The sequence below is a fragment of the Floridaenema fluviatile BLCC-F154 genome (genome assembly GCF_041929135.1).
GTDB lineage: Bacteria > Cyanobacteriota > Cyanobacteriia > Cyanobacteriales > Aerosakkonemataceae > Floridanema > Floridanema fluviatile.
In genome coordinates this window covers 29145-54661 of the sequence record NZ_JBHFNS010000019.1, presented here as the reverse complement: position 1 = coordinate 54661, position 25517 = coordinate 29145, and the positions used below count along the sequence as shown (strand labels likewise).

19 protein-coding genes are annotated in these 25517 nt (G+C 38.2%); 11 read left to right on the top strand and 8 right to left on the bottom strand.

Going from position 1 to position 25517, the window contains the following annotated elements; translation table 11 throughout:
• Positions 1-21 precede the first annotated feature (21 nt).
• The 4 genes from ACE1B6_RS04345 to ACE1B6_RS04330 all read left to right on the top strand — a co-directional run bounded on the left by ACE1B6_RS04345 (position 22) and on the right by ACE1B6_RS04330 (position 9650).
• A complete protein-coding gene (locus ACE1B6_RS04345) occupies positions 22-2634 on the top strand; it encodes a CHAT domain-containing protein (protein WP_413256015.1) in 2613 nt (870 codons plus the stop codon).
• A gap of 49 nt (positions 2635-2683) precedes the next feature.
• Complete coding sequence (locus ACE1B6_RS04340; RefSeq protein WP_413256014.1) at positions 2684-4309, top strand: NHLP bacteriocin system secretion protein; 1626 nt, start codon at positions 2684-2686, stop codon at positions 4307-4309.
• Positions 4310-4466: 157 nt separating this feature from the next.
• A complete protein-coding gene (locus tag ACE1B6_RS04335; protein WP_413256013.1) occupies positions 4467-6647 on the top strand; it encodes an NHLP family bacteriocin export ABC transporter peptidase/permease/ATPase subunit in 2181 nt (726 codons plus the stop codon).
• A gap of 72 nt (positions 6648-6719) precedes the next feature.
• Complete coding sequence (locus ACE1B6_RS04330; protein ID WP_413256012.1) at positions 6720-9650, top strand: NHLP bacteriocin export ABC transporter permease/ATPase subunit; 2931 nt, start codon at positions 6720-6722, stop codon at positions 9648-9650.
• 14 nt (positions 9651-9664) lie between these two features.
• Here ACE1B6_RS04330 and ACE1B6_RS04325 read toward each other — a convergent pair whose 3' ends face one another.
• The gene (locus tag ACE1B6_RS04325) at positions 9665-12226 is read right to left on the bottom strand and encodes an EAL domain-containing protein (RefSeq protein ID WP_413256011.1); all 2562 of its coding nucleotides are present in this window, start codon (positions 12224-12226) and stop codon (positions 9665-9667) included.
• 579 nt (positions 12227-12805) lie between these two features.
• Here ACE1B6_RS04325 and ACE1B6_RS04320 point away from each other — a divergent pair.
• The 3 genes from ACE1B6_RS04320 to ACE1B6_RS04310 all read left to right on the top strand — a co-directional run bounded on the left by ACE1B6_RS04320 (position 12806) and on the right by ACE1B6_RS04310 (position 14401).
• Positions 12806-13528 carry a DUF928 domain-containing protein gene (locus ACE1B6_RS04320; RefSeq protein ID WP_413256010.1) on the top strand — a complete coding sequence of 241 codons (723 nt, stop codon included), beginning with the start codon at positions 12806-12808 and terminating at the stop codon, positions 13526-13528.
• A gap of 266 nt (positions 13529-13794) precedes the next feature.
• Positions 13795-14010 carry a DUF2949 domain-containing protein gene (locus ACE1B6_RS04315; protein ID WP_413256009.1) on the top strand — a complete coding sequence of 72 codons (216 nt, stop codon included), beginning with the start codon at positions 13795-13797 and terminating at the stop codon, positions 14008-14010.
• A 154-nt stretch (positions 14011-14164) separates the two neighbouring features.
• Positions 14165-14401: a hypothetical protein gene (locus ACE1B6_RS04310; RefSeq protein ID WP_413256008.1), complete on the top strand. Its 237-nt coding sequence runs from the start codon at positions 14165-14167 to the stop codon at positions 14399-14401.
• On the opposite strand, the gene ACE1B6_RS04305 is transcribed toward ACE1B6_RS04310, so the two are convergent.
• The 4 genes from ACE1B6_RS04305 to ACE1B6_RS04290 form a co-directional block, all read right to left on the bottom strand.
• Positions 14398-14562, bottom strand: a complete 165-nt coding sequence (locus ACE1B6_RS04305; RefSeq protein ID WP_413256007.1) for a hypothetical protein — start codon at positions 14560-14562, stop codon at positions 14398-14400. The two genes, ACE1B6_RS04310 and ACE1B6_RS04305, sit on opposite strands and share 4 nt — an antisense overlap.
• 77 nt (positions 14563-14639) lie before the next feature.
• Positions 14640-14852: a DUF6887 family protein gene (locus tag ACE1B6_RS04300; protein ID WP_413256006.1), complete on the bottom strand. Its 213-nt coding sequence runs from the start codon at positions 14850-14852 to the stop codon at positions 14640-14642.
• Positions 14849-15022 carry a DUF6888 family protein gene (locus ACE1B6_RS04295; protein ID WP_413256005.1) on the bottom strand — a complete coding sequence of 58 codons (174 nt, stop codon included), beginning with the start codon at positions 15020-15022 and terminating at the stop codon, positions 14849-14851. The genes ACE1B6_RS04300 and ACE1B6_RS04295 overlap by 4 nt, the downstream gene beginning before the upstream one ends.
• A gap of 35 nt (positions 15023-15057) precedes the next feature.
• Positions 15058-15183 carry a hypothetical protein gene (locus ACE1B6_RS04290; RefSeq protein ID WP_413256004.1) on the bottom strand — a complete coding sequence of 42 codons (126 nt, stop codon included), beginning with the start codon at positions 15181-15183 and terminating at the stop codon, positions 15058-15060.
• 99 nt (positions 15184-15282) lie between these two features.
• Here ACE1B6_RS04290 and ACE1B6_RS04285 point away from each other — a divergent pair, with 99 nt between their 5' ends.
• Positions 15283-15555: a hypothetical protein gene (locus tag ACE1B6_RS04285; protein WP_413256003.1), complete on the top strand. Its 273-nt coding sequence runs from the start codon at positions 15283-15285 to the stop codon at positions 15553-15555.
• 161 nt (positions 15556-15716) lie between these two features.
• On the top strand, positions 15717-15917 hold the full coding sequence (locus ACE1B6_RS04280; RefSeq protein WP_413256002.1) for a hypothetical protein: 201 nt from the start codon (positions 15717-15719) through the stop codon (positions 15915-15917).
• Between the two features lie 132 nt (positions 15918-16049).
• Here ACE1B6_RS04280 and ACE1B6_RS04275 read toward each other — a convergent pair whose 3' ends face one another.
• Positions 16050-18407, bottom strand: coding sequence for a glycoside hydrolase family 31 protein (locus ACE1B6_RS04275; protein WP_413256001.1), 2358 nt, complete (start codon positions 18405-18407; stop codon positions 16050-16052).
• 276 nt (positions 18408-18683) lie between these two features.
• Here ACE1B6_RS04275 and pstS point away from each other — a divergent pair, with 276 nt between their 5' ends.
• A complete protein-coding gene (gene pstS / locus ACE1B6_RS04270) occupies positions 18684-19796 on the top strand; it encodes a phosphate ABC transporter substrate-binding protein PstS (protein ID WP_413256000.1) in 1113 nt (370 codons plus the stop codon).
• Positions 19797-20446: 650 nt separating this feature from the next.
• Positions 20447-24646 (top strand): ExeM/NucH family extracellular endonuclease, encoded by a 4200-nt coding sequence (locus tag ACE1B6_RS04265; protein ID WP_413255999.1) that lies wholly within the window; start codon positions 20447-20449, stop codon positions 24644-24646.
• 89 nt (positions 24647-24735) lie between these two features.
• Here the strand turns inward: ACE1B6_RS04265 and ACE1B6_RS04260 are convergent, their stop codons facing one another.
• Positions 24736-24969 carry a Calvin cycle protein CP12 gene (locus ACE1B6_RS04260; RefSeq protein WP_413255998.1) on the bottom strand — a complete coding sequence of 78 codons (234 nt, stop codon included), beginning with the start codon at positions 24967-24969 and terminating at the stop codon, positions 24736-24738.
• Between the two features lie 45 nt (positions 24970-25014).
• Positions 25015-25515 carry a PRC-barrel domain-containing protein gene (locus ACE1B6_RS04255; RefSeq protein WP_413255997.1) on the bottom strand — a complete coding sequence of 167 codons (501 nt, stop codon included), beginning with the start codon at positions 25513-25515 and terminating at the stop codon, positions 25015-25017.
• Positions 25516-25517: the final 2 nt, after the last annotated feature.

Genomic DNA, 25517 nt, shown 5'->3' with positions numbered 1-25517 from the left:
TTTGGGGCAGGGAAGCAGCTAATGAAAGTTAATAGTTTGTTAATTATTAGTTTGGGAAGTTTATGTTTTTTGGGCGTGAGTTGGTGGGGAAAAAATGCCATGTCGGTTTCGGCTTTCCCAGAAAATAAAGTAACTCACAATCAGTTAGTTGTGAATAATTCAATAAGTGATTGGGAAGCAGAAGCGGAAAAGCTTTATGTAGAGGGAAGGTTTGGGGAGGCGATCGCTATTTTAGAAAAACTAAATAATAATTATATTGCTCAAGGCAATGAGTTAGGTCAAGCGAGAGTGGCGAGAAATTTGGCTTTAGTTTATCAACAAACTGGTGAATGGTCTAAGGCTGAATCAGAAGTTGCTAAGAGTTTTAATTTGCTAGAAAAACAGGCTAATAGCAAAGAACGCCAACTACTATTCTCCCAAAGTTTAGAAGTTCAAGGATTGTTAGAATTAGCTGTTGGTGAGACGGAAAAAGCTTTAGATAGTTGGGAAAAAGCTACGACTAGTTATCAAAAAATTGGCGATTTAGCTGGGGTAAGTCGCAATCAAATTAATCAATCTCAAGCTTTACAAAAGCTGGGTTTGTATCGACAGGCGATTAAAATTTTGGATGATTTAAATTTAATTTGGCAAAACCAACCGGATAGTTTAATTAAGGTGAAAGGTTTGCAAAGTTTGGGCGATGCTTTGCGGGTGGTGGGGGAGTTAGAGCGATCGGAAAAAGTTTTAACCGGAGGTTTAACAATTGCCCAAGAGTTAAAGGTGGCTGATGCGATCGCGGCAATATTTTTAAGTTTAGGGGAAACAGCAAGATTACAGCAAGAAGTACCCACAGCTTTAGATTACTATGAAAAATCTTGGCAAATTACTACTTCTCCTTATATTAAAACTCAAGCAATGCTGAATAATTTAAATCTTTTAGTTGCTGAAAAAGAAGGAGAAAAAGCTCTAAAATTAGTCCCAAAAATTCAAGATAGTTTAGCACAATTACCTTTGAGTAGACAAGCAATTAATGGGCGGATTAATTTAGCGAGAAGGTTAATGCAGCTGAGAAAAGCGGGAAATAATCAATTATTAATTCCTAGTTATGGGGAAATTGGTAGAATTTTAGCAACCGCAGTCCAACAGGCAGAAAGTTTACAAGACAAAAGGACATTATCTTATGCTTTAGGGAATTTGGGTGGGTTGTATGAAGAAAATCGACAATGGAATTTTGCTCAACAATTAACGAATAAAGCTTTACTGTTGTCTCAAAGTGTTAATGCTACTGATATTAATTATCGTTGGCAATGGCAATTAGGGAGAATTTATAAACAACAAGGTAATCGTCAAGAGGCGATCGCAGCTTATAATCAAGCAGTGAATTCTCTGGAGTCTATTCGTAGTGATTTAGTAGCGATTTCCGCAGAAGCTCAGTTTAATTTTCGAGATAGTGTAGAACCAGTTTATCGAGAATTAGTGGATTTACTATTACCAGTAGGAGAAAATGTAAAACAATCAGATTTACAAAGAGCGCGAACTTTAATTGATTCTCTGCAATTAGCAGAATTGGATAATTTTTTCCGAGATGCTTGCTTAAATACTAAAGCGGTTAAAATTGACCAAATCGATCCCAAAGCGGCGATTTTATCAACAATAATTTTAAGTAATCCTAACAGTTCCACTGTTAACGAAAGGATAGAAGTAATTGTGACATTGCCAGGAAAACCTTTGCAGCGACACACAAATGTTATACCTAGCCAAGAAATTGAAGCCACAATTAAAACAGCTAATGATGCTTTAACTATTCCTCGGTTACGACTTTCTAAAAAAAATTATTTAGCTGCGGCTAAGAAATTTCATGATTGGTTAATTTATCCGATTGAAACTGATTTAGCAAATAGTGGCATAGAAACTCTAGTATTTGTGTTAGATGGTTCTTTGAGAAATATCTCGATCGCAGGGATTTATGATGGAGAAAAATATTTAGTCGAAAAATACGGTGTGGCGATCGCTCCAGGGTTACAATTAGTAGATGCTAAACCTTTACAACGTAGTGAGATTAAAGTGCTAACGGCGGGATTAAGCGAACCACGTCAAGGATTTGCCGCACTTCCTAGTGTAACTACAGAATTGAAAAGTATTGCCGAGATTACTAGTACTGAAAAGTTAATAAATCAAAATTTTACAGCATCTAATTTTAAGACAAAAGTGGAAAGTGATACTTTTCCGATTATTCATTTAGCAACTCATGGTCGATTTAGTTCTAAAGCGAGCGATACTTTTATTTTGACTTGGGACAGGAAGATTAATGCCAAGGAATTAGATCAACTGTTACGTAGCGATCGAGGAATTACTAACCCCATAGAACTACTTGTTTTTAGTGCTTGTCAAACTGCTGCTGGAGATAATCGAGCAACTTTAGGATTGACGGGTGTTGCAGTGCGGGCGGGGGCGCGAAGTACTATCGCAACTTTGTGGAGTGTGGATGATGAAGCTACTGCTTTATTGATGGAAAATTTTTACAAAGAGTTAAGTAATAGCAAAATTACCAAAGCTGAGGCTTTACGCCGTGCTCAACAGTCTATTTTACAGAACAGCAAATTTTCTCATCCTTATTTTTGGTCGGCTTTTGTGTTAGTAGGAAATTGGTTGTAGGTGATAGAAGATAGGCATTAGCAGTTTAGTAACTAATATTAAATTACCGATGAATCGCCCAGAGAAGAGGAAAATTTTCCGTACAGAATCACTGAATTATTTATCTACACCAGAACGTTTAGATGAGTTAATCAAAGTAATTAGTCCTCAAGATTGGATTCCTTTAGGGACGTTAGGTGGATTGGTATTAGTGGGTTTAGTTTGGAGTATTTTTGGCAGAATTCCGATTACTGTTGCTGGTCAAGGAGTTTTATTGCGATCGCGCCAAGTAGTAGAACTACAATCTCCCATTTCAGGACAATTGCAAGAATTAAAAGTTAAAGAGGGTGATTGTCTGGAAAATTCTCAAGAAGTTATTGCTATTATCGATCCAGTGGAATTAAAACAAAAACAACAATTAGAAATTCAGAAATTAGCAGAGTTGCGAAAGCAAGATCGGGAATTGGGTGCGATCGTATTACAACGAACTCAACTGGAAAAAGCAGCGTTACAGCAACAAAGAACTAGTTTACAACAACGTTTACAAGATGCCCAATCTCTGACTCCGTTGCTGAAAAGTCAAAGTAGTAGTTCGATCGCTAAACAGCGAGAAAGCTTACAACAACGCCTGCAAAACCTACAATCTTTAACGCCTGTTCTCCGCAGTAAAAGAAGCGGTGCAATTCAACAGAAACGAGAAAGTTTACAACAACGTTTGCGAGATGCTAAAGCCCAAGCTCCCGTGCTTAAAGAAAGGCTAGAAATCCGCCAAGAATTAGCAAAACAGGGAGCAATTCCCAAAGATCAAGTATTAGAAGCCGAACGACAATACAGAGATAGTTTGCAAAATGTCGCTGAAATTCAGGCACAATTAAAGCAATTAGATGTTGATGAAACCCAAGCAGAACAAGCTTACTTAGAAAACTTAAATTCAATTGGTGAAATTCAATCCCAGTTAAAAAAACTGGAACTCGATCGAACGGAAGCTGAACAAAGATATGTAGATAATTTAAATAAAATTTCGGAAATTGAAACTCAGTTAAAAGAGTTAGATACTAAAGAAAAAAACCAGGAACAACAAAATTTAGATGCGGCGAATAATCGCAAAAATCAAATTTTGGAAGTGGAAAAGCAAGTTAAAGCTCTGGAACAGCAAATTCAAGTAAATAGTGTAATTAAAAGCCCTAATAATGGTTGTATTCTGGAACTGACTGTTACTAATGGTCAAGTAGTGACTCCGGGAAGTCGCATTGGCTCAATTCAAATTCAAAAATCTGCTCAGCCACTATTAGCAGTTACTTATTTTGCGGTGAGAGATGGTAAACAAATTAAACCGGGAATGCCAATTCAAATTACACCCAGTATTGTAAAACGGGAAAGATTTGGGGGAATTGTGGGAAATGTGGTATCAGTTTCGCCTTTTCCGGTTACTAAACAAGGTGCTACGAGTGTAATTGGTAATTCAGAAATAGTAGAAAGTTTGCTATCTCAATCTAAAGAAGCACAAATAGAAATTTGGGCAGAATTAAAAGAAAATCCGCATAATTTTAGCGGTTATGAATGGTCTTCTTCTCAAGGGCCATTAGATGTGAAATTATCTACTGGTACGACTACTTCAGCACAAGTTACTGTACAGCAACGAGCTCCAATTGAGTTTGTTTTACCATTTTTGCGCGAATGGAGTGGGATTAAGTAATATCAGAAAAAGATCCCCCTAAATCCCCCTTAATAAGGGGGACTTTGAAAAAGCAAGTTAGGATTATCAGTTATGTTTCCCAGGCTTTTTTTACTCCTCTCCGTCTTCTTGTTCCCCCCTTATTAAGGGGGGTTAGGGAATTATCTAATTTAAAACAATGACAATCAAGAATCAAAAATCTAACTTCGTTAAGACTCCAACCGTACTACAAATGGAAGCGGTAGAATGTGGTGCTGCTGCTTTGGGAATGATTTTAAGTTATTACGGGAAATTTGTGCCTTTAGCGGAACTTCGGCAAGAATGTGGGGTGTCTCGTGATGGCATTAATGCAGCTAATTTGTTGAAGGCAGCTAGGCATTATGGCATGGAAGCTAAAGGTTATAAAAAAGGTTTAGAAGCATTACAAGAATTGCCAGTTCCTTATATAGTATTTTGGAATTTTGACCATTTTTTAGTAGTAGAAGGTTATCGGAGCGATCGCGTTTTTCTCAACGATCCAGCTAACGGTAGACGCAAGGTAACAAAGCAGGAATTTTCCCAAGCATATACGGGAATTGTACTAGATATAAAACCGGGAACAGATTTTGAAAAAGGTGGTCAAAAACGTAATACAATTCTGGCTTTACATTCTCGGCTAAAAAATTCATACTCTGCGGTTTTATTATCTATTTTAGCGGGTTTATTTTTGACTTTTCCTCGGTTAGCAGTACCCGCATTTAGTCAAGTTTTTACTGATGAAATTTTGGTACAAGGTCGGGAAGATTGGCTGCGACCTTTATTAATTGGCATGGTAATTACTGCGATCGTGCAAAGTCTCTTAGCTAGATTACGTTTAATCTATTTACGGCGATTAACAATTAAGCTTTCTCTGGTCATGACAAGTCAGTTTATTTGGCATACTTTACGCTTGCCAGTGCAGTTTTATGCTCAACGTTTTGCAGGTGAAATTGGCAATCGTGCTGCAATTAATGGCAAAGTTGTTGGTGTAATCAATAGTATTTCTACTACTATCATTGATAGCATAATGTTAATTTTTTACGCCATTTTAATGTTTATGTATGATTGGGTGCTAACGTTGATGACTATCAGTTTTGCAACGATTAATATTGTTACTTTGCAATTATTACGCCGTTTGCGACTTGATGCTAACTTAAAAATCAGTCAACAAACTAGTAAACTTTCTGGGGTAACAATTGACAGTTTGCAATCAATGGAAACAGTCAAAGCTTCTGGTTTGGAATCAGATTTATTTGCTAAATTTGCTGGCTACCACGCTAAAACAATTAACGCCCAACAAGAATTAGCTTTGCAAAGTCAGACTTTAACTTTATTGCCAACAATTTTAACCTCATTGGCAACAACTGCCCTTTTAGTAGTTGGCGGTTTCCGGGTAATGGAAGGTAGTTTGACGATTGGAATGTTGGTGGCTTATCAAACTTTAATTAGTAGTTTTCTAGCACCAGTTAATAGTTTAGTTAATTTTGGCAGTACTTTACAAATTTTAGAGGCGGATCTCGATCGCCTTGACGATATTTTACAAAATCCTGTCGATCCAGAAGTTGAAAGATCGGAAACAGCTAATCAATTAACTATTAATAATTATTCATCTTTTAAATTACCAGGTTATGTTGAATTACGCAATATTTCTTTTGGCTATAACCGCTTAAAAACTCCTTTAATTGAGAATTTTAATTTGTCTTTAAAACCCGGACAGCGAGTGGCAATAATTGGTAGTAGTGGTTCTGGTAAATCTACTATAGCAAAACTCATCGCAGGTTTATATATTCCTTGGTCGGGCGAAATTTTATTCGATCGCATTTCTCGCCAGGAAATTCCCCGTTTAGTTTTAGCAAATTCGCTAGCAATGGTTGAACAAGATATATTTTTATTCAAAGGTTCGGTTCGAGAAAATTTGACAATGTGGAATTCCACTATTAAAGAAGAAAATTTAGTACAAGCTTGCCAAGATGCAGCAATTGATCAAGTAATTTTATCCAATCTCGGCGGGTACAGTGCAGAAATTGCTGAGGGAGGAATTAATTTAAGTGGCGGGCAACGTCAGCGTTTAGAAATTGCTAGGGCTTTAGTAATAAATCCGACAATTTTAGTATTAGATGAAGCTACGAGTTTTTTAGATACGGAAACTGAATTAATTATCGATCGCAATCTCCGCCGACGCGGTTGTTCTTGCATTATTATCGCCCATCGCCTCAGCACAATTCGCGATTGTGATGAAATTATTGTCCTAGAACGAGGCAAAGTTGTTCAAAGAGGAACCCATGAAGAATTACAACAGCAGGGGGGAACTTATGCTAATTTACTATTAGCTACTAGCTGATGGATAATTATAATCAATAAGTTATTTACCGGAATACTTCGCCCTTACCAAATTGGGATACTTTCATTAGCGATGTTAAATTCTGATTTATTTAAATCATTGCATAACTTCAAAGGCAACCAACTTTTACTACTAGATAATCCGCAGAAAGTTTGGTTAGTTCAATCTGGTACAGTGGCAATATTTGTTACCAAAGTTGTCGCAGGAGAACCAGTAGGCGATCGGCATTATCTGTTTAGTGTTAATTCTGGAGAAGCATTATTTGGCGTTGCTTTGTGGGGAGAAGAAACACTAGAAAATGCCAACTTAGATGAAAGTTACCCATCTTTTAACTATGGAATTTTAGCAGTTACCATTCAAGAAAGTGTAGTTTTAGAATTAGATTTAGCTGATTTAATTGGTAAGATAGCCGCAGCTGATACCGAAGTAATTTTGCTATTAGAAGTTTGGATCGATCGCCTCAGTAAATCAATCGCAACTTCGGCAATATCAAACAAAAAAACTCAAATACAACCAGTAAAATCTAGCCCTCAAAAACTAGCCAAAGGTCAAGTAATACAAGCAACTTCTAAAACACTTTTTTGGATGAAATTGCATCAAGGTAGTACCGCGTGGATGGGAATAGAGGAATTAAACTTAGATGCTAAATCTCCCCCGTTCCCTCTTGCTGTTCCTACCTGGGTAGAAGCACTTAATTTGGTTGAACTTGACACAATTACTACTGGGAAAATTGCGGAGAACTTATTTCACAGTTTACCTTTATTTCATACTTATGCTTGTCGCTATTTCCAAATCAAATATCAACAGAAATTAGAAGCAGAAATTCAACAATTTCAGCAACTAGAACAGCTAAATATTCAAGTAACAGAAAATGCTTTTAATTCCTTAGCTTCGGCTTTACAACCGCAACAATTACCTTCAGAAGAAACAGCTTTATTAATTGCTGCTGGGGCTGTCGCTAAAGCAATGGGAATCACAATTCGTGCCCCAATCAAATCAGAAAACTTACAGCGAATAGATCCGGTAGAAGCGATCGCCATATCCTCTAAAATTCCCATTCGTCGTGTTTCCTTAAATGGGGAATGGTGGAAACAAGAGAATGGCCCTCTTTTAGCTTTCACAATTGACGATCATCCAGTAGCTTTATTAGTTGATAAAAGCAAAGGTTATCGTTATATTTTGTTCGATCCAGAAACGCGAATTCGCACATTAGTTAACCAAAATATTGCTGCTACTTTAGCCTCAGAAGCTTACATATTTTATCGTCCTTTCCCCCCGGTAATTAACAAAGCTTTTGAAGTGTTTAAATTTGGGGTAAAAGGATATGAAACAGAAACAATTAAAGCGATCGTTGTCGGAATTTTAGGGACGATTTTGGGAATGGCGGTTCCTCAAGCTACAGCAATTTTAATTAATCAAGCAATTCCTAATGGCGATCGCCTTCTTTTATTACAATTAGCATTAGGTTTATTAGCAGTATCCTTTGGCAAAACAGCATTTAATCTATATCAAGGATTAGTAGCTTTACGAGTTACTAACGGCATTAATAGCAGTTTGCAAGTAGCTATTTGGGATAGATTACTGCGATTAAAACCCTTATTAATTCGGCAATTTACCACTGGTGATTTGCTAGTAAGAATTATGTCCATCAGTCAGATTTATAGCATTTTTAGTGGTGCGACACAACGCACTTTGTTAAGTGGTTTATTTTCGTTATTAAATTTAGGATTAATGTTCATTTATGACTTGCAACTAACTTTAGTAGCAATAGGAGTAACTTTCCTAGCTGTAATTTTAACCATCATCTCTAGTTTAATTTTATTACGTAAAGAACGAAGGCAAGAAGAATTAAGCGGTGAAATTCAAGGATTAGTAGTACAACTAATTAATGGTGTACCTAAATTGCGAGTAGCTGTAGCAGAATCACGGGCTTTTGCAGCTTGGGCGAAAAAATATAGCGAACAAAATCAATTAACTAAGGAAATTATTCAAGTTAATGATATTGTTTCTGTATTTAATGAATTACTATCTTTAGTTAGTTTCATTTTGCTATATTGGTTTGGGTTTTTAGCAATTCAAGGTTCGCAAACTGGCGAAAGTAGCTTAACACTGGGAACATTTTTAGCATTTAACGCTGCTTTTGGGATATTTTTTGGCGGAGTCACGTCCTTGAGTAATACTTTAACTAATATCATAGAAATTGCTCCTTTATGGGAGCGATCGCAACCCATTTTACAAGGTCAATTAGAATTTGACGAACAGAAAACTAATCCCGGTCGTTTGAGTGGACAAATCGCATTAGAAAATATTACTTTCCGTTATCGAGAAGATAGCCCAATTGTTCTTAATGAAGTAAATATTTATGCCGATCCAGGGGAATTTATCGCTATAGTTGGCCCTTCTGGAAGTGGGAAATCAACTATTTTTCGCTTATTATTAGGCTTTGAAACTCCGCAAAATGGCAAGGTTTATTATGATGGACAGGATTTATCTAAATTAGATTTACAAGCAGTGCGGCGACAATTAGGAGTGGTTTTACAAAATGGTCGAGTTACCCAAGGATCGATTTTAGAAAACATTACTGGTGGCGCATTAGTGACAGTTGAAGAAGCTTGGGAAGCCGCAAGAATGGCGGGATTAGCTGAAGATATTGAACTCATGCCAATGGGAATACAAACGATGGTTAGTGAAGGAGGTACTAATCTTTCTGGAGGACAAAGACAAAGGTTATTAATTGCTCGATCGCTCATCTTTAAACCGCCCATTATGCTCTTAGATGAAGCTACCAGTTATCTTGATAATCGTACTCAAGCAATAGTCACAGAAAGCTTAGAAAAATTGAATGCTACCAGAATAATTATTGCCCATCGCTTGAGTACAATTCGCTATGCCGATCGCATTTACGTCTTAGAATCAGGTCGCATATTACAAGTCGGTTCTTTTACAGAATTAGTTCAACAACCTGGACTATTTACCAAATTAGTAGCCCGACAATTAGAGTAAATTAAATTTATTGATTACCATTGAGGTTGTTCAGCTAATAATGCTGTTGCAGCTTCACTATTTAGCGGTTTAGAAAAATAATAACCCTGTCCATATTCACAACCTAACTCTCTTAATATTTCCATTTGCGAGACTTTTTCTACTCCCTCTGCAACTACATCCATACCTAATTTATGGCTGAGCATAATTACAGTTTGGACGATCGCTAAATTTTCACTACTATCTTCCATTCTGCTCACAAAAGAGCGATCGACTTTTAATGTATCCACAGGAAAGCGATGTAAATAACTCAAAGATGAATACCCCGTGCCAAAATCATCAATACTAAAACGTAAATTCAAAGCCTTTAAACGTAGGATAGTAGTAATAGTAGTTTCGACATTTTGCATTGCCATACTTTCTGTAATTTCTAGTTTTAAAGTATGTCCATCCAGCTTGGTTTCATCAAGTATTTGTTCAATCCTTTCAGTTAAATCCGGTTGAGAAAACTGTTGGCTGGAAAGATTAACACTTAACGATAAAGGCGATGTTAGGGAAAATTGCTCTTGCCAAGTTTTTAATTGACGACAGGATTCTTTTAAAATCCACTCCCCCAAAGGAATAATTAAACCAGTTTCTTCAGCTAAGGGAATAAAATCAGCTGGAGAAATGAACTTACCCGGAGGTTGCCAACGAATTAAAGATTCAAAACCTACTATTTTACCCGTTTGCAAAGATATGATTGGTTGATAAAAAACAATAAATTCTTGACTTTTTCCCGTAGTTAAATTAGCGATCGCTCGGCGTAATTCATTTTCTAATTCCAAGCGCGAAACTATTTGGGTACGCATCACCGTAGAAAACACTTCGTAACGTGCTTTACCTAGTGCTTTTGCTCGATACATTGCCGTATGAGCATCTCGCAACAGTTCCTCTGGTTGGCGATTAACTAATAATTCTATATCTTCAGGTTTGTCACAACCTATCTGATTAAAAGCAATACCAAAGCTTGCTGAAATAAATATTTCTTCCCCTTTCAAGTTAAAAGGTAAAGACAATTTTTGTTGCATTTCGTCAGCTACCGATGTTGCTTGACTGACATGACTGATATTTCTTAAGAGAACAACAAACTCATCTCCGCCAATCCGAGCTACTGTATCCTTAGACTGTACGCAAGATTTTAATCTTTGCGCCACAGTAATTAACAGTTTATCGCCAATATGGTGATTGAATTTATCATTAACTATCTGAAAGCGATCGAGATCTAAAAATACTACTGCCACTAAGCAGTTTTCTTGTTGTTGAGCGCGAGTAATTTCTTTTTCGATTTTTTTGAGAAAAAAAGTTCGATTTGGCAAACCTGTTAAAGCATCATAAAACGAATCATGAAATAATTTATAAGCTGCTACACTACTGGCGGTTATTAATAATCCCAATCCTGGCACTATTAGCGGTATCCATCCTGCTTTTAAAAAGCTAACGGAGAAAACCGTCAATAAAATTCCTAATGCTATAACTGTAGCAATAACTAACACTAATGGTCGGCGAAAATACCAAACTAGCATTCCTCCTACTAGCGACCAAATCCAGATCCACAACCATTCTACCCACTGAGGCAAAAACCAAAATAAAGGTTGTTTATCTACGATAATACTAATAATTTGACTTGCCATCTGAGCATGAATCAGAACTCCTGGCATAGCGGCTTTATTGCGATCTGTAGCCGTATAAGGAGTAAAAAATAAATCCTTTTGACTGGGTGCTACTGTGCCAATAAGGACTATTTTATCTTTCACTAAATTCGGATCTACTTCTCCATTAAGAATTTGCCTTAAAGTTACTTGTGGCGCAATATTTTGACTTCTACCGCGGTATTTTAATAAGATTTGATAACCTGCTGTATCAATATTTTGATATCCCCCAGAGTCAGGATCTAAATGGGGGAAAACCCGATCGCCTAATTTAAGTTGATGAGGTTCGGCTTTTAAAACTGAATTCTGCTCTTGCAAATATTTTAAACTGATGCGTAAACCGAAAGAGTAATATGCTTCTTTATTGAGAGTAGCAAACAGGAAATTTCTCCGAATTACTCCATCAGGATCGAGTACAAAATCATTAAAACTAATTTGTTCTTTTGCTACACTAGGAGGCGGTGGCACACTTGCACTTTCCCGATCTCCTAATTTAGTAATTACTACTACATTTGGCGCTTGTAATTCCCTAATTAAATCTGTATGACCGGGCGGATAAGCCATCTCTCGGTACAAATCTAAACCGATAACTTTCGGTTGATACAATTGTAGAGTTGCTATTAGTCTCGCCAACGTTCGATCTGACAGAGGCCATTGCTTTTCCGCTTGAATATCTGCTTCCGTAATTCCCACTACCAAAATTCTTGGATCTGGCTTCATCTCCGGTTCCAATTGGGTAGCCCGATCGAACTCCATTAACTCCAACGGCTGCAAAATTTCCAAATGTCTAATTGCTAATAGCGAACCCGTAACCAGTAAACTGATAATCAACACAGGTTGCTGATAAATAATCAGTGATTTGTAACAAAACTTTTTAACTCCAGCATCCACTATCTTGTTAGACAATAGCTGAGGTAGTTTTTGAAACAGTTTAGCAGGCACAAATTTAAGCAAAAGCACTACCAGGCACGAATTTTCTTTTCAAGTGTGTTTCCGTAGGTCAACTAGAACTTCTGGCAATCATCTCTCTTACTTCTAGCCAATACCCTATTACTTTTTTGGCACAAGTTAGAGTTTGAAAGCAGCTTTTATCCTCACAGAGGCAAATTTTTTTGATGACCCTATATTACTTTTAACATTGTAACTAACTAATCATTAAAATTTTCCCTCTGCTTAATCAAAGTTTAACAAGTGACTATTCGTTACTTAATAAAAATTCAATCTTTATAGATTTACTCAGACAAACTCTGTATCAATTATCCAAGAATTGATTACGTAATAAAAAATTTTGGCTTCTTAAGAGAAATAACACAAAATTGTAAAAATACAGAGGCGATCGCAGTAGAGATTGTGTGTTTTTACGGAGCCATTTACCTCAACAATTCGACTATAATCAGCGAAAGACTGTTCCACATTAACATGATTAACCTGGCGACAGGTTTTATCAGTAACCATCCAGCTTATTTGAGATCATGATTGGTTAATATGCGTAGCGTAAACTTGCCTCAAATCATTACAGCCGCTTGCTTGTTATCCCTATTCGCTTTTTGCTTCAGTAGCGAAACCAAACAAGTATTAGCAGAAGACGTTAGCCAAGCTAGAGAAGGCTTACCAGGAAGACGAGTTGGTGGCGGTACTCGTTCCGATATGTTCGTGTCTGAAACGCCTTTGGTAGCATTGGTGCCAAACAATAATCAAGGGCTGACAAGCTCAGCTACTCCTACATTCTTTTTCTATGTTCCGAAGACTCAAAAGCCGCAAATAGTGGAATTTGTGTTGATAGACGAAAATGAACGTCCGGTGTATGAAAGACAATTTACAACTGATGGAAAATCAGGAGTAGTTGGGATTAAAATTCCCGGAAGTGAATCAGGAGAAACCCTAGAAGTTGGCAAAACTTACCGCTGGTATTTTGCGATAATTCCCGATCGCGAAAATCGCCGATCGGATATTTACGTAACAGGTTCCATTAAACGAGTCGCCGTTAATCAGGATTTAGAGAATAAACTCAATCAAGGTGCTTCTTTAGACCTGGCTGATAGTTACCAAGCTAACAATCTCTGGTATGATGCAATAGCAACAATAGCTGAGTTACGTCGTTCCCGTCCTGCTGATACAGCTATAGCAACTAAGTGGGAACAACTACTCAATTCTGTTAACTTGCAAAAACTAGCGCAAGAACCTTTAGTAGAATACAACAAACAGTAATTTCACATTTAAGATCGAGGGTGGTTTGATACTCTTTTGCTCCCCGATCGCATAAACCCGTAGCATCAAAATACGGGTTTTCCGTAGGATCGCGGTTTTTTTTAACTAGTTACTACTGATTTAACTTAGTTGGAGAATGCTAACTTCAGATATAACAAAATCTCGGTTTGGGGAAAATTTTTTCCTTCCCTAGTTTTTCCCGATCGCTTTCTAAATTCATAATTAACAAAAAAGACTATTCGGCAAAATATACTTAAATAAAGAAAATGGAAGCGATTCGGTTAAGAAAACTAATTAACTTTTTGCAAGAGGAGTTGAAAATTCCCCCTAACTCCCTTTCCCTAGCCCTGCGACACTCCGAACAGTCTGCCACATCTTTACCTATGATACTTTGGCAGTACGGGTTAGTCAGCCTCAATCAATTAGAAAAAATCTTCGATTGGCTAGAAACAGCAGCAACTCCCGCATCTTCTCATCAGTAAATTTTCAATTACTAATTTGAGATAGAATAAATTTGATCAAAAAACTGTTGGAACTTATTCTGTCAAAGCAATTCAAAATCAGGAAAAATTAAATCAGTCTTAGGGATGATGTATTAAATAGTGATATGCTGCTAAAAGCAGAGTTGTATTCACTATGAAAAAAGTATTTTGGAAAATAGAAACTTGCCCCAAATGCACCACTTTTGCAGTCAAAAGCTTAGATGAGTTTTGGGGATGTTTGAATTGTGGCGACTTATCAGAAACCGCAATTAACAACTTTTTAGCTGGGAAATGTGCCTTTTGTGGCAAACCGATAATTCCGCTAATGGATGCTTGCTTATGCTGTGGCAATCAGCCAAAGTATTTAAATACAGCTTTAAAAAATTATTAATTTAGTTTATTGTAACTGAGATCCGCGACTTCTCCGAGAGGTCGCGGATCTATTGCCATTTCAAAATAGAGGAATGTCAAAGTTGCGTGTCTATCACCTGCAAATTTCATCCAGCTTAGTTCTGAAGTTTGAATCGGCACGTTCCATGAAATTGTTTCCATATTTTTTAGGCGTTCTAAAAAGGTAGCTTGAATTTGTGCGATCGCACTACAAAAAAGAATTCTGCCGACATTTATCCCTATTTCGTCTTGAATTGTTCTAACTTTTGTCTAATTAACATCTCAACTTCCTCAACCTCAGAATTTGTTTTTGGGATGTCAAAAGTCTCAGTGGAAGCTTCAGAAGTAAAACGGTCAACAAAGGCATGAAACGCTGCTTTATCGTTGGGGTGAGCAATGACGTAAGCTCTTAGCTCGATTCTAGTCATGCTACTAAAGTCAGGCTTGATCATAAAAACCTCCAAAGACCATTCGGATAAATTTCTATCTCTATGTTATCTCCTGCTAAGATAAACAGATTACCTGTTCTCTCATCCAAGCGGACAACAAAAATCGGCGTGAATGTATTGGTCAAGGATTGACATAGAATCACACATCTAATAGCTTGTTTAGCAGTTGGCAAAGTTGCTCGACCTCATAATCATATAAATTAAATCATTATATATTGGGGTGCGATCGCACCTGAGAAAAAACAAAGTGCGATCGCTTTTTCATTTTAGGCGATCGCACATCTGAAAAAAGGGACTGCGATCGCCTTTGGCGCTGCGCTTCGCGCAATCGCAAAGTGTGTTTTTTTGCATATCGTTCTTGGTTTTGGTTGTTTATTATTCGGTAAATTGCTCTCAAGTAAGCTATAATTTGGCAAAACTTCTCCGATCTGATATGGAAACAATGAAACTGCGATCGCAAATTGGAACAGATGGCATATTGCTTCTCCAGATGCCTACCGAGCTTAAAAATACTTCTGTTGAAGTGGTGGTAGTTATACAGCCGTTATCATCTGAAGAAACTAAACTACAGTATAATGCTTGGGGAAAACCAACTACTAAAAAATCGATTCAAGAAGCAGTTGCCAAAATGCAACAACTAAGGCAAGAAGTAGGAATAGATAAAAATTCCATTCGCGAAATGATTGAAGAGGGGCGCAGGTTTTAATGCGGTTTGTCTTGGATTGTTCGATAGCAATCAGTTGGTGCTTAGTAGATGAAAATGACAATTATGCTAATGCTATGTAATTGATTTAATTATTGCTTGCATTATCTGAAAACGAAAAATATCGATTAAAATGTATGTATGGAGCAGCAATAAAAATTTATATGGATACCCCATTAGAACTGAACCAGAAAGGCTTTGAAGCATTGATTGCAGCTTTGGGATATGCAGATGCGGTTCGATTTATTAAGCAATTCGATACGGGAACGGGCGATTACACCAACGATCGCCATCGGTGGTTAGATGCTTTTAGTCTGGACGATATTTGGGCTGATATAAAGCAGCAACAAGTTGTCGAAGAATAAGCAAATGTATTTTGGACTTCAGGGTATATCGACTCAGTTAAGCAAATTTGTGATCTGTAGGGGCAGGTTTAGCCAAAAGCTTGGAATACCCAACCATAAGATTAAAATCAAAACCCGCCCTTTCCCAAGCATCTATAGCTGGAAGGTTAATTTTTTGGCAGTTCCATCGTCTTGAAAGCGTTGTTCGCCAATGCCAACTACTTGTACAATTACTTCACGAGTTGGTAGTTTCCATTCTCCTTGGCGTGCGGCAATTTCTACAATTATCTGTTGTTCTTGGTGGTAAACTTTGTAATTTGTCGTGGCATAAATGCCATTTTCATAAGCGAAAGTTTCGCCGTCATCTTCATAGAAAGTTAACTCGCTATTTGCACCTGGGTAAATTCGCAAAGTTAAAGGATCGATCGCCCTTTCCCCCACATATTGCATCACAGGAGACATAGGAATTATTGCCCCTGCACGGACGAAAAGTGGCATTTTTTCTAATGGCGCATCTGCTAAAATATGGGTTGCACCTTGATACTTTTCACCCGTCCACCAATCATACCAAATTCCTGCGGGTAAATAGACCGATCGACATTCCACACCCGGACGATAAATTGGTGCAGCTAAGATATGAGAACCGAGTAATACTTGATCGTAAAGATGATAAGTTTTCTGGTCATTTGGATAATGATAAAGTAGCGGTCTTAAAATTGGTGCGCCAGTGGTTGCTGCTTCCCAAAAAAGTGTGTAAATGTAAGGGATTAACTGATAGCGTAACTCGATATATTCTCGACAAATCTTTTCTACTCTTTCCCCAAAAACCCAAGGTTCATGTTGTGCTGTACTTAACGCAGAATGTCCGCGCATTAATGGGTAAAGTATGCCTACTTGCATCCAACGGGCGAACATTTCCGCCGTTGCATTGCCAGCAAAACCGCCAACATCACAACCAACAAATGCGACTCCTGATAATCCCATGTTACAAAGCATTGGCAGGGACATTTCTAAATGTTCCCACAAAGATTGATTGTCGCCCATCCAAACGGATGACCATTTTTGGATGCCAGCAAAACCCGATCGCGTCAACACAAAAGAACGTTTGTCTCGATGTTTTTTCAACCCTTGAAAACAAGCTTTAGACATGGAAAATCCATATAAATTATGCACTTCGGCGTGAGTTGCCCGTTCATCTTTTGGCCCTTGGGGTGCATCTAAAGGAAACCAAATTTTATTACCTGGATCTCCGAAAGGTCGATCGTCCAAAGCAGGTTCATTCATATCATTCCAAATGCCAGCAACCCCAATATCTGTAAGAGATTTTTGTAAGTCTCCCCACCAGTTTTGCACATCAGGACGGAGAAAATCAGGAAATACTGCTTTATCGGGCCAAACATAACCATGAAACAATTTTCCTTCAGCATTACGCACAAAGCAATCTTGTTCTATTCCTTGGTCAAAAACATGATAATCTGCTTCTGGTTCGTACTTGACTCCCGGATCGATAATGGTGACAGTTTTAAATCCATTATTTGACAAATGTTGAATTAATTTTTCTGGTTCCGGGAAACGTTTCGGACTCCAAGTAAACACTCGATAACCGTGCATATAATCAATGTCTAAATGGATGACATCGCAGGGAATTTTGCGCGATCGAAATTCTTTTGCTAACTCCTCAACTACTTCTTCTGATTCATAACTCCAGCGACATTGATGATATCCCAAAGACCATTTTGGCGGCATGGGCATTCGTCCAGTTAGTTCGGTATAAGTGTTGAGAACTTCAGGAATTTCCGGGCCATAAATAATGTAATAATCTAACTCTGGGGCGTGAGATCCCATTTGCAAAATTCCCGGTTGTTGGGCACCAATATTAAATTGACTCCAATAAGTAGTGTTAAAGAAAATTCCATAAGCAAACCCTGTTTCCTGTTCATCGGGACGCAAGGAAATAAAAAAGGGAATTGCTTGATACATTTCATCGGTAAGAACACCGTAATCTAAAGCATCAACCGTCCAATTAGTTTTAATTTCACTGTTTTTATTGAGTAAACCTGTGCGTTCGCCAAAACCATAAAAATTTTCGTTAGGTTCAATTTTTTTCCAAGCTGCAACGCTACCCATGCGCCAACCCATATTTAACTGTGCATCGTGGGCGAAGGGACGGTTATTTTTATCAAAACAAGCGATCGCACAAGGTTGACGTTGAATGTAAACTCGAATTTGGTCGGTTTCAATTTCGATTTTTTCTGGTGTTTCGCGGATTTCAAATTTTACTTGTAACCATTTTGGATCGTCCTTAGTAACGGCCCAAGAACGACGGGGAAAAATGTCTCCAATTGGAGACATTTTTACTCGGACAAGGTTAGGTGCTAGGATGGCGATCGCCACACTCGCCCCTTCACACTCACATATAACGCCACGTTCGTTGCGTTTAACAGTTTGTACCGCCCCAATAGATGACCATGCTTGTTCATTTACGGGTAATTGTCCGAAGTATTGTGGCATAAATTTATTGATTAGCAGCTAAAAGCATCTAACAACCAACTAGGGAATTCGATCACCTATCGATAGGTAGGTTTAAATATTTGGCACAGACGTTCTAAATTTACATAGGGAACATTAGAAAACATCAATTGCATAAACTTCTCTTAAATTATTCATATTAACTTCATAATTTTCTTATTTTAATCTAAAGCAATAATAATCTCAGTAATCCTTAAAAAATGAGCATTATACTCTTAACTCACTTGTATTCATCATTTGCATAAAGGAGTCAGACAAATGAAGCGACCTACAGGATATGATGTAGCCCGTTTTCTGTTAGCATTTGCTACCATAATTGGTTTCACTGGTTGTAGCGAAACTGAACGACCACAAGCCACTGTAGAAAAGAATCTTCCCTTTGAACAGCGGATGAGAATAAACGGTGCTGGTGCATCTTTCCCTGCTCCACTGTACCAAGCTTGGTTTCGCAACTTGAGTATCAAAGAACCAAGACTTCAATTTAATTTTCAATCTGTTGGTAGTGGGGCTGGCATAGAACGGTTTACTTTAGGAGTGGTAGATTTTGCAGCCAGCGATATTGGGATGACCGATCGACAAATTGCTAAAGTTGACCGAGGAGTTATTTTATTACCGATGACGGCAGGAAGCTTGGTTTTGGCTTATAACCTTCCCGAAGTCAAGAATTTGAAGCTAACTAGGCAAGCATACGTTGATATTTTCTTAGGCAAAATCACTAAATGGAACGATCCCAAAATTGCTCAATCTAATCCGGGTGTGAAGTTACCAAATCAAAATATTACTGTAGTACATCGCTCCGATGGCAGTGGAACTACAGCAGTTTTTACTAAGCATTTGGGAGAAATTAGCCCGGAGTGGAAAAAAAAGGTTGGTGTTGGGACAGCGGTACAGTGGCCTAGTGGTGCTGGCAAGACTTTCATTGCTGGGAGAGGGAATGATGGAGTAACTGGTCTGGTCAGCCAAACTCCAGGAGCAATAGGTTATGTAGAATATAGCTTTGCTAGTAAGAATAAATTGAATATGGCAGCATTACAGAACAAAGCTGGGAAATTTGTTGTTCCTAGTAATGAATCTGGTTCTGCAACTCTCGCCCAAGTTGAATTACCTGATAATTTATTAGCATTTATTACCGATCCTCCAGGAGAAAGTTCTTATCCAATTGTTACTTACACTTGGATGTTGTTGTATAAAAAGTATAACGATCCGAATCAAGCGATCGCGCAAGAAGCAATGATTCAATATTGCCTGACAGATGGACAAAAACTTTCTTCACAACTTGGTTATATTCAGTTGCCTCCTAATGTGGTGAAAAGAGTTGCAGCTGTAGCCGATCGAATTACCCCTGACTTCAAAATTACAATCCCCGAATAAACTTTAACCGGGAACCGAGGAAAAATGTCTCCAATTGGAGACATTTTTCCTCGCATCTAACTGCGAGGATAGCGATCGATCTCAGAGATAAAAGAGGAACATAATTCTTTTGTGCAAGAGTTGACCAGCCTCTTGGGTGAATCTGAGATCTGGCATCATTCTCAACAAGACCTGAAAAGCCGAGTTTCTTTACGGAAAATCAGTGCTTTCAGATTTAACCATTGGCAAAAAACCAAGTTTTTAGACCTGGTGCAAGATCTCAGTTAATCATTTTGCGTTTTTGGTAGCGGGGAACTCTAGCTTAAATTGTGTCTCCGTAAATTTACTCTGGTTTCTGCAATAATTCTTATGGTAGTTTGAACTCATTGGTTAATAAAGATTTACATATTTGTTTTTAAGCAACTGATAAATAAACTATCTGGGTTCACCCTTGATGCTTTCTTTCTCGGTTAGTTATTACTAGTGCATTTTTGTGAATAAACAGGCTGCCAACTTACTAAAAGTAAATTATTTAATCTTTCTACCGATCGCTGAAAGGAAAGTTGAGAACTTTAATTACCACTGGGTCAATTTTTGTGGTTTCAGATAACTGCGATCGACCCAATTGACGAATTTGCTAACTACTAAAATTACTCAAATGAGGTGCATCAATGGCTGATTTATTTTTTTCTAAATATATCGAAGGTAGCAGTTTCAATAAAGCTTTAGAAATTTACAACGGTACTGGATCTGCGGTTGACTTGGCAGCAGAAAACTATGTTGTCGAGATGTATTTCAATGGCAGTACCAATGCTGGCTTAATCATAAATTTGATGGGAACTGTTGCCAACGGAGATGTTTTTGTCCTCGCACATAGTTCTGCAAATCAAGCTATCTTAGATCAAGCGGATCAAACAAATTCATTTGGTGGATGGTTTAATGGAGATGATGCCATTGTTTTGAAAAAAGGTGGCGCAAGTGGAACAATTGTAGACTCAATAGGACAAATTGGTTTAGATCCTGGTACTGAGTGGGGAACTGAACTAATCAGTACAGCCGACAATACTCTTCGCCGGAAATCAAGCGTCATCACTGGGGATAGCGATTCAAATAATATCTTCGATCCATCTAGCGAGTGGGAAGGCTTCGCCAACAATACATTTGACGGACTGGGTAGCCACACGATCGCAGCAGTAACGCCAACAATTGCGATCGCCACTATCGATGCCAACGCTGCCGAAACTGGCAACGATCCTGGCACTTTCCGTATTACCCGCATAGGTGATACTACCAATGCCTTAACTGTCAATTATGCTGTAGCTACGGGATCTGGACAAGCCACAAATGGCACAGATTACAATCCCAATTTAACAGGTACAGCGACGATCGCAGCCGGACAATCCTTTGTCGATATCACCTTTACACCTGTAGATGATGCCATTATCGAAATCAATGAAACTGTTACTATTACTTTGCTTGATAGTACTGACTATAATTTGGGCGCAAATATTGCGGCTACGGTGGCGATCGTTGATAACGATCTAGTCACTAAACCAGATTTAAATCCTGGCATTTCTACTCCTGGTCCCCTAACCGTCGGAACTGCTTTCAACTACACTTTAGATATTCAAAATAATGGCAATGATAATGCTAGCGGCATCGAATTAACCTTCACTCTACCTGCTAATGTTACCTACAATTCCGCCAATATTTTCGGCGGTGGTTTTAGCAGTCCAACTATTAATGGTTCTACACTTACTTTCATTGGTGGAAGCATCAATGCAGGTACATTTGCCAAAATTAATGTTAACGTTACTCCCACCCAGGCAGGTATTCTCGGTGGCACTACTTTAATTGCCGATCCTAACAACAATATTGCCGAAAGTAACGAAACAAATAACTCAATTACTACCGCTGATTTTACAGTCAACGCTATACCAGGAGTTACTATAACTCAATCTAGTGGTAACACCAATGTTGTAGAAGGTGGTGCAACAGACACTTATACAGTTGTTTTAAACACTCAACCCACTGCTGATGTAATTATTGCCATCAATTCTGACAGTCAAACCACAATCAATCCCACAAATCTTACTTTTAATAATAGTAATTGGAACACGCCACAAACCGTTACTATTACCGCAGTTGACGATCCAACAGTAGAAGGAAACCATACTAATACAATTAACCATACTGCCACTAGCAGCGATAACAATTACAACGGAATTTCCATTACTCCTTTCAACGTCAGTATCACTGATAACGATATAGAAACTCAACCCGATCTGTTGACTAAAATTAGCGCAATTCAAGGCAGCGGCGCAACCAGTCCTTTAGTTGGTACTACACAAACAATTGAAGGTATTGTTGTAGGTGACTTTCAAACTCCTACAAGCGCCAACGGTTTAGGAGGATTCTTTTTACAAGAAGAAGCGATCGATCAAGATGGCAACTCCTTAACTTCTGAAGGGATATTTGTGTTTGCAGATAGTAACTTCATTGATGTTAGCGAAGGGCAAAAAATTCGCGTAACAGGTACAATTTCCGAAACCTTCGGACAAACTCAAATTACTCCTACTAATGCTGCTGCTATTCAAATTCAAACAGGTGGTTCTTTAACTCAAATAACACCCGCTACTGTTAACTTACCTTTTGCTAGTAGCAGTTTTGCCGAACAATTTGAGGGAATGCGGATAAATTTTTCCCAAACTCTTACGGTTAGCGATACTTTTGAATTAGTCAGATTTGGTGAAATTACTTTATCTAACGGACGTTTATGGCAACCTACTAATATTGTCAATCCAGGTGTAGCAGCAAACTCGCAACAAGCTGCCAACAACTTAAATCAAATTATCCTCGATGACGGCAGAAATGGTTCTTATCAAACTCCATTCGTTTACGGTTTTAACGCCACAAATCCGATCCGAACTGGACAAACAGTTACCAATATAGAAGGTGTCTTGACTGAGGCTTTCAACGACTACCGAATTCACCCAACCATTAACCCTACATTTACCGGAAACCTTCGTACAAATGCGCCAGAAAATGTGGGTGGAAATATTAAAGTAGCATCTTTTAACTTACTCAATTATTTTAACGGCCCAAACTTCCCCACTGCCAGAGGTGCTAGTAATTCAGCGGAATTTACTCGCCAACGTAATAAAACAATTGATGCCATTCTCAAGATGAATACCGATATTATCGGACTAATGGAATTAGAGAATGATGGATATGGAAGTGATAGCGCCATTCAAGATTTAGTTAATGGTTTAAATAGTTCTCTTGCTAAACCTAACGGAGTTACATATTCATTCATTAAACCTAGTTTCTCTCAGTTTGATTCCGATGAAATTACTGTTGGTTTAATCTACAATTCTGCGAAAGTTACACCTGTGGGTAATGCTGCTATTTTAAATACTGGTGCTTTCGCTCAAGGTTTGCATCGTCTACCCTTAGCACAGACTTTTCAAGATATGGCAACTGGGGGTAAATTTACCGTAGCAGTTAACCATTTTAAATCAAAAGGTAGCGATCCTGAAGCTGGCGATCCTAATACTGACCAAGGCGACGGACAAGGCGCTTGGAATTTAGCAAGAACTCAAGCTGCAAATGAATTAACTGCTTGGTTAGCTACCGATCCAACTAACAGTGGTGACTCAGATTTTTTAATAATTGGTGATTTAAATTCCTACGCTAAGGAAGATCCCATTACTGCTATTGAAGCGCAGGGTTTTACTAATCTAATCGCTAAGTTTGTCGGTCAAGATGCTTACTCTTTCAATTTCCAAGGTCAAGCAGGATATCTCGATCACGCTTTATCTAGTAATAGTTTAACTTCCCAAGTTACTGGTGCGACAGAATGGCATATTAACGCTGATGAACATCGCTTAATTGATTATAATCAAGAGAATTTGCCGAATAGTGCCCTTGCTAAACCAGCAGATTTTTATAATGTCGATCCTTATCGTTCTTCAGATCACGATCCGGTAGTAATTGGGTTGAGTTTAACAGTACCTTCGTCAACAGCAATTTTGTCATCTAATGGTTGTCAATGTGAGGATTTGGAACAGTTAGTAAATAATAGCTATAATGGGGCAATTCCAGAAAGTCATCCTCCTGACGATTTGATAGTGGGGAATGATGATTATAATGTTTTTTTTGGTGGTATTGGTAATGATAGTATCTTTGGCGGATCGGGTGATGACTTAATATTTGGTAATCAAGATCGGGATTTTATTAATGGGAACAAAGGAGACGATCTCATTTTTGCTGGGAAAGACAATGATTTTGTTAGAGGTGGTCAAGATAACGATCTTCTTTTGGGTGATTTAGGTAATGATACTATCTGTGGCGATCGCGGAAATGATAGCGTTTTTGGTATGATTGGCGATGATGTTTTATTAGGTAGTGAAGGCGACGATTTCCTCAATGGAAATTTAGGGAAAGATACGGTTTCTGGTGGGGAAGGTAACGACATTGTGCGCGGTGGTCAAGATGATGATAAACTCAGCGGCAATGGGGGAAATGATACTTTGTTTGGAGATTTTGGTAATGATAGTATTTGCGGTTGTGAGGGTGATGATTTAATTTTTGGTGGTGCGGGAAATGATACTCTTGGAGGTGGCGCAGGTCGTGATATTTTTGGTTTAATATCTGGTGCAGGAAGTGATGTTATTGTTGATTTTGTCATTGCTGAAGATCGATTAGGTTTAACTAGTGGTTTAAGTTCCCCCAGTTTGATTGTTTCCCAAGGAACAGGTGTACAAGTAAACGATACTTTAATTCGTGTTGCTACTACTGGTGAACTTTTAGTTTCCTTAGTGGGAGTTTCCGCAAGTGCGATCGCTTCTAATCAGTTGATAACTATTTGATAATTTTGCCCCACTCAGATCCCCGACTTCTTTAAGAAGTCGGGGATCTAGAGAAAAGAAAGAAGAAAACAGAATAGGGAGTGGCAATATTAAACGTCGTACATTCGACATTCATCGGCATCGGGGCGCTGTTGACAGTATTTTTCTAAGGAATTTGTAGAGCGTTCTTTGCCTAAACGATCCGCCTTTGCTGTCTGCATTTCTTCCACTGCATCCCAAGCTGCTGCACATTCAGTAGAGTAATCACCTGTAGTTTTACAAGCCTCTCTTGCTTGGTCGATCGCATCATTAATTGCTTGTTCTGTAAGTTGTTGATTTTCCATCAACTGAAACCTCGAAATTCTACATTGTTTTGTCGCTATTTTGAACTAACGACGAGAAGCTATTAAGCGTTCTTCGTAAATGCTAAAATCGCCATGTCTTTGCTGAGTCATTTCATACATTGATGGTTCTTGCTGATAGGAATAACTTTGGCGATTGAAATCAGATTCATTGGTTGACGTGGCATTTCCGGCTTTACCTTGGTAGATAATGCGGATTTTGTTTTCCTGTTCAGGAGTCAGGCTCATTTTTTCTTGATATTCTGGTAGTTGTTCAGCTTGTTCTTTGCTCAAACCATCAACAAAAACTCGTCCGGCATTATAATCAATTCGAGATAGTCCGATCGGTAACAGAATCTTTTTACCAAAACCTAAAAATCCTGTACTAACTACCAAATACCGGAACCGACCTTCTTCATCAACTAAAACTCGATCGACTGAACCAATTTTTTCTCCACCTTCAGTGTAAAGATCTAACGCTTTTACATCATCGCCATGAAAAGCTTCTTTGTAATTTGGGTAAAAATCTTGTAATTTATATAGTGGCATAA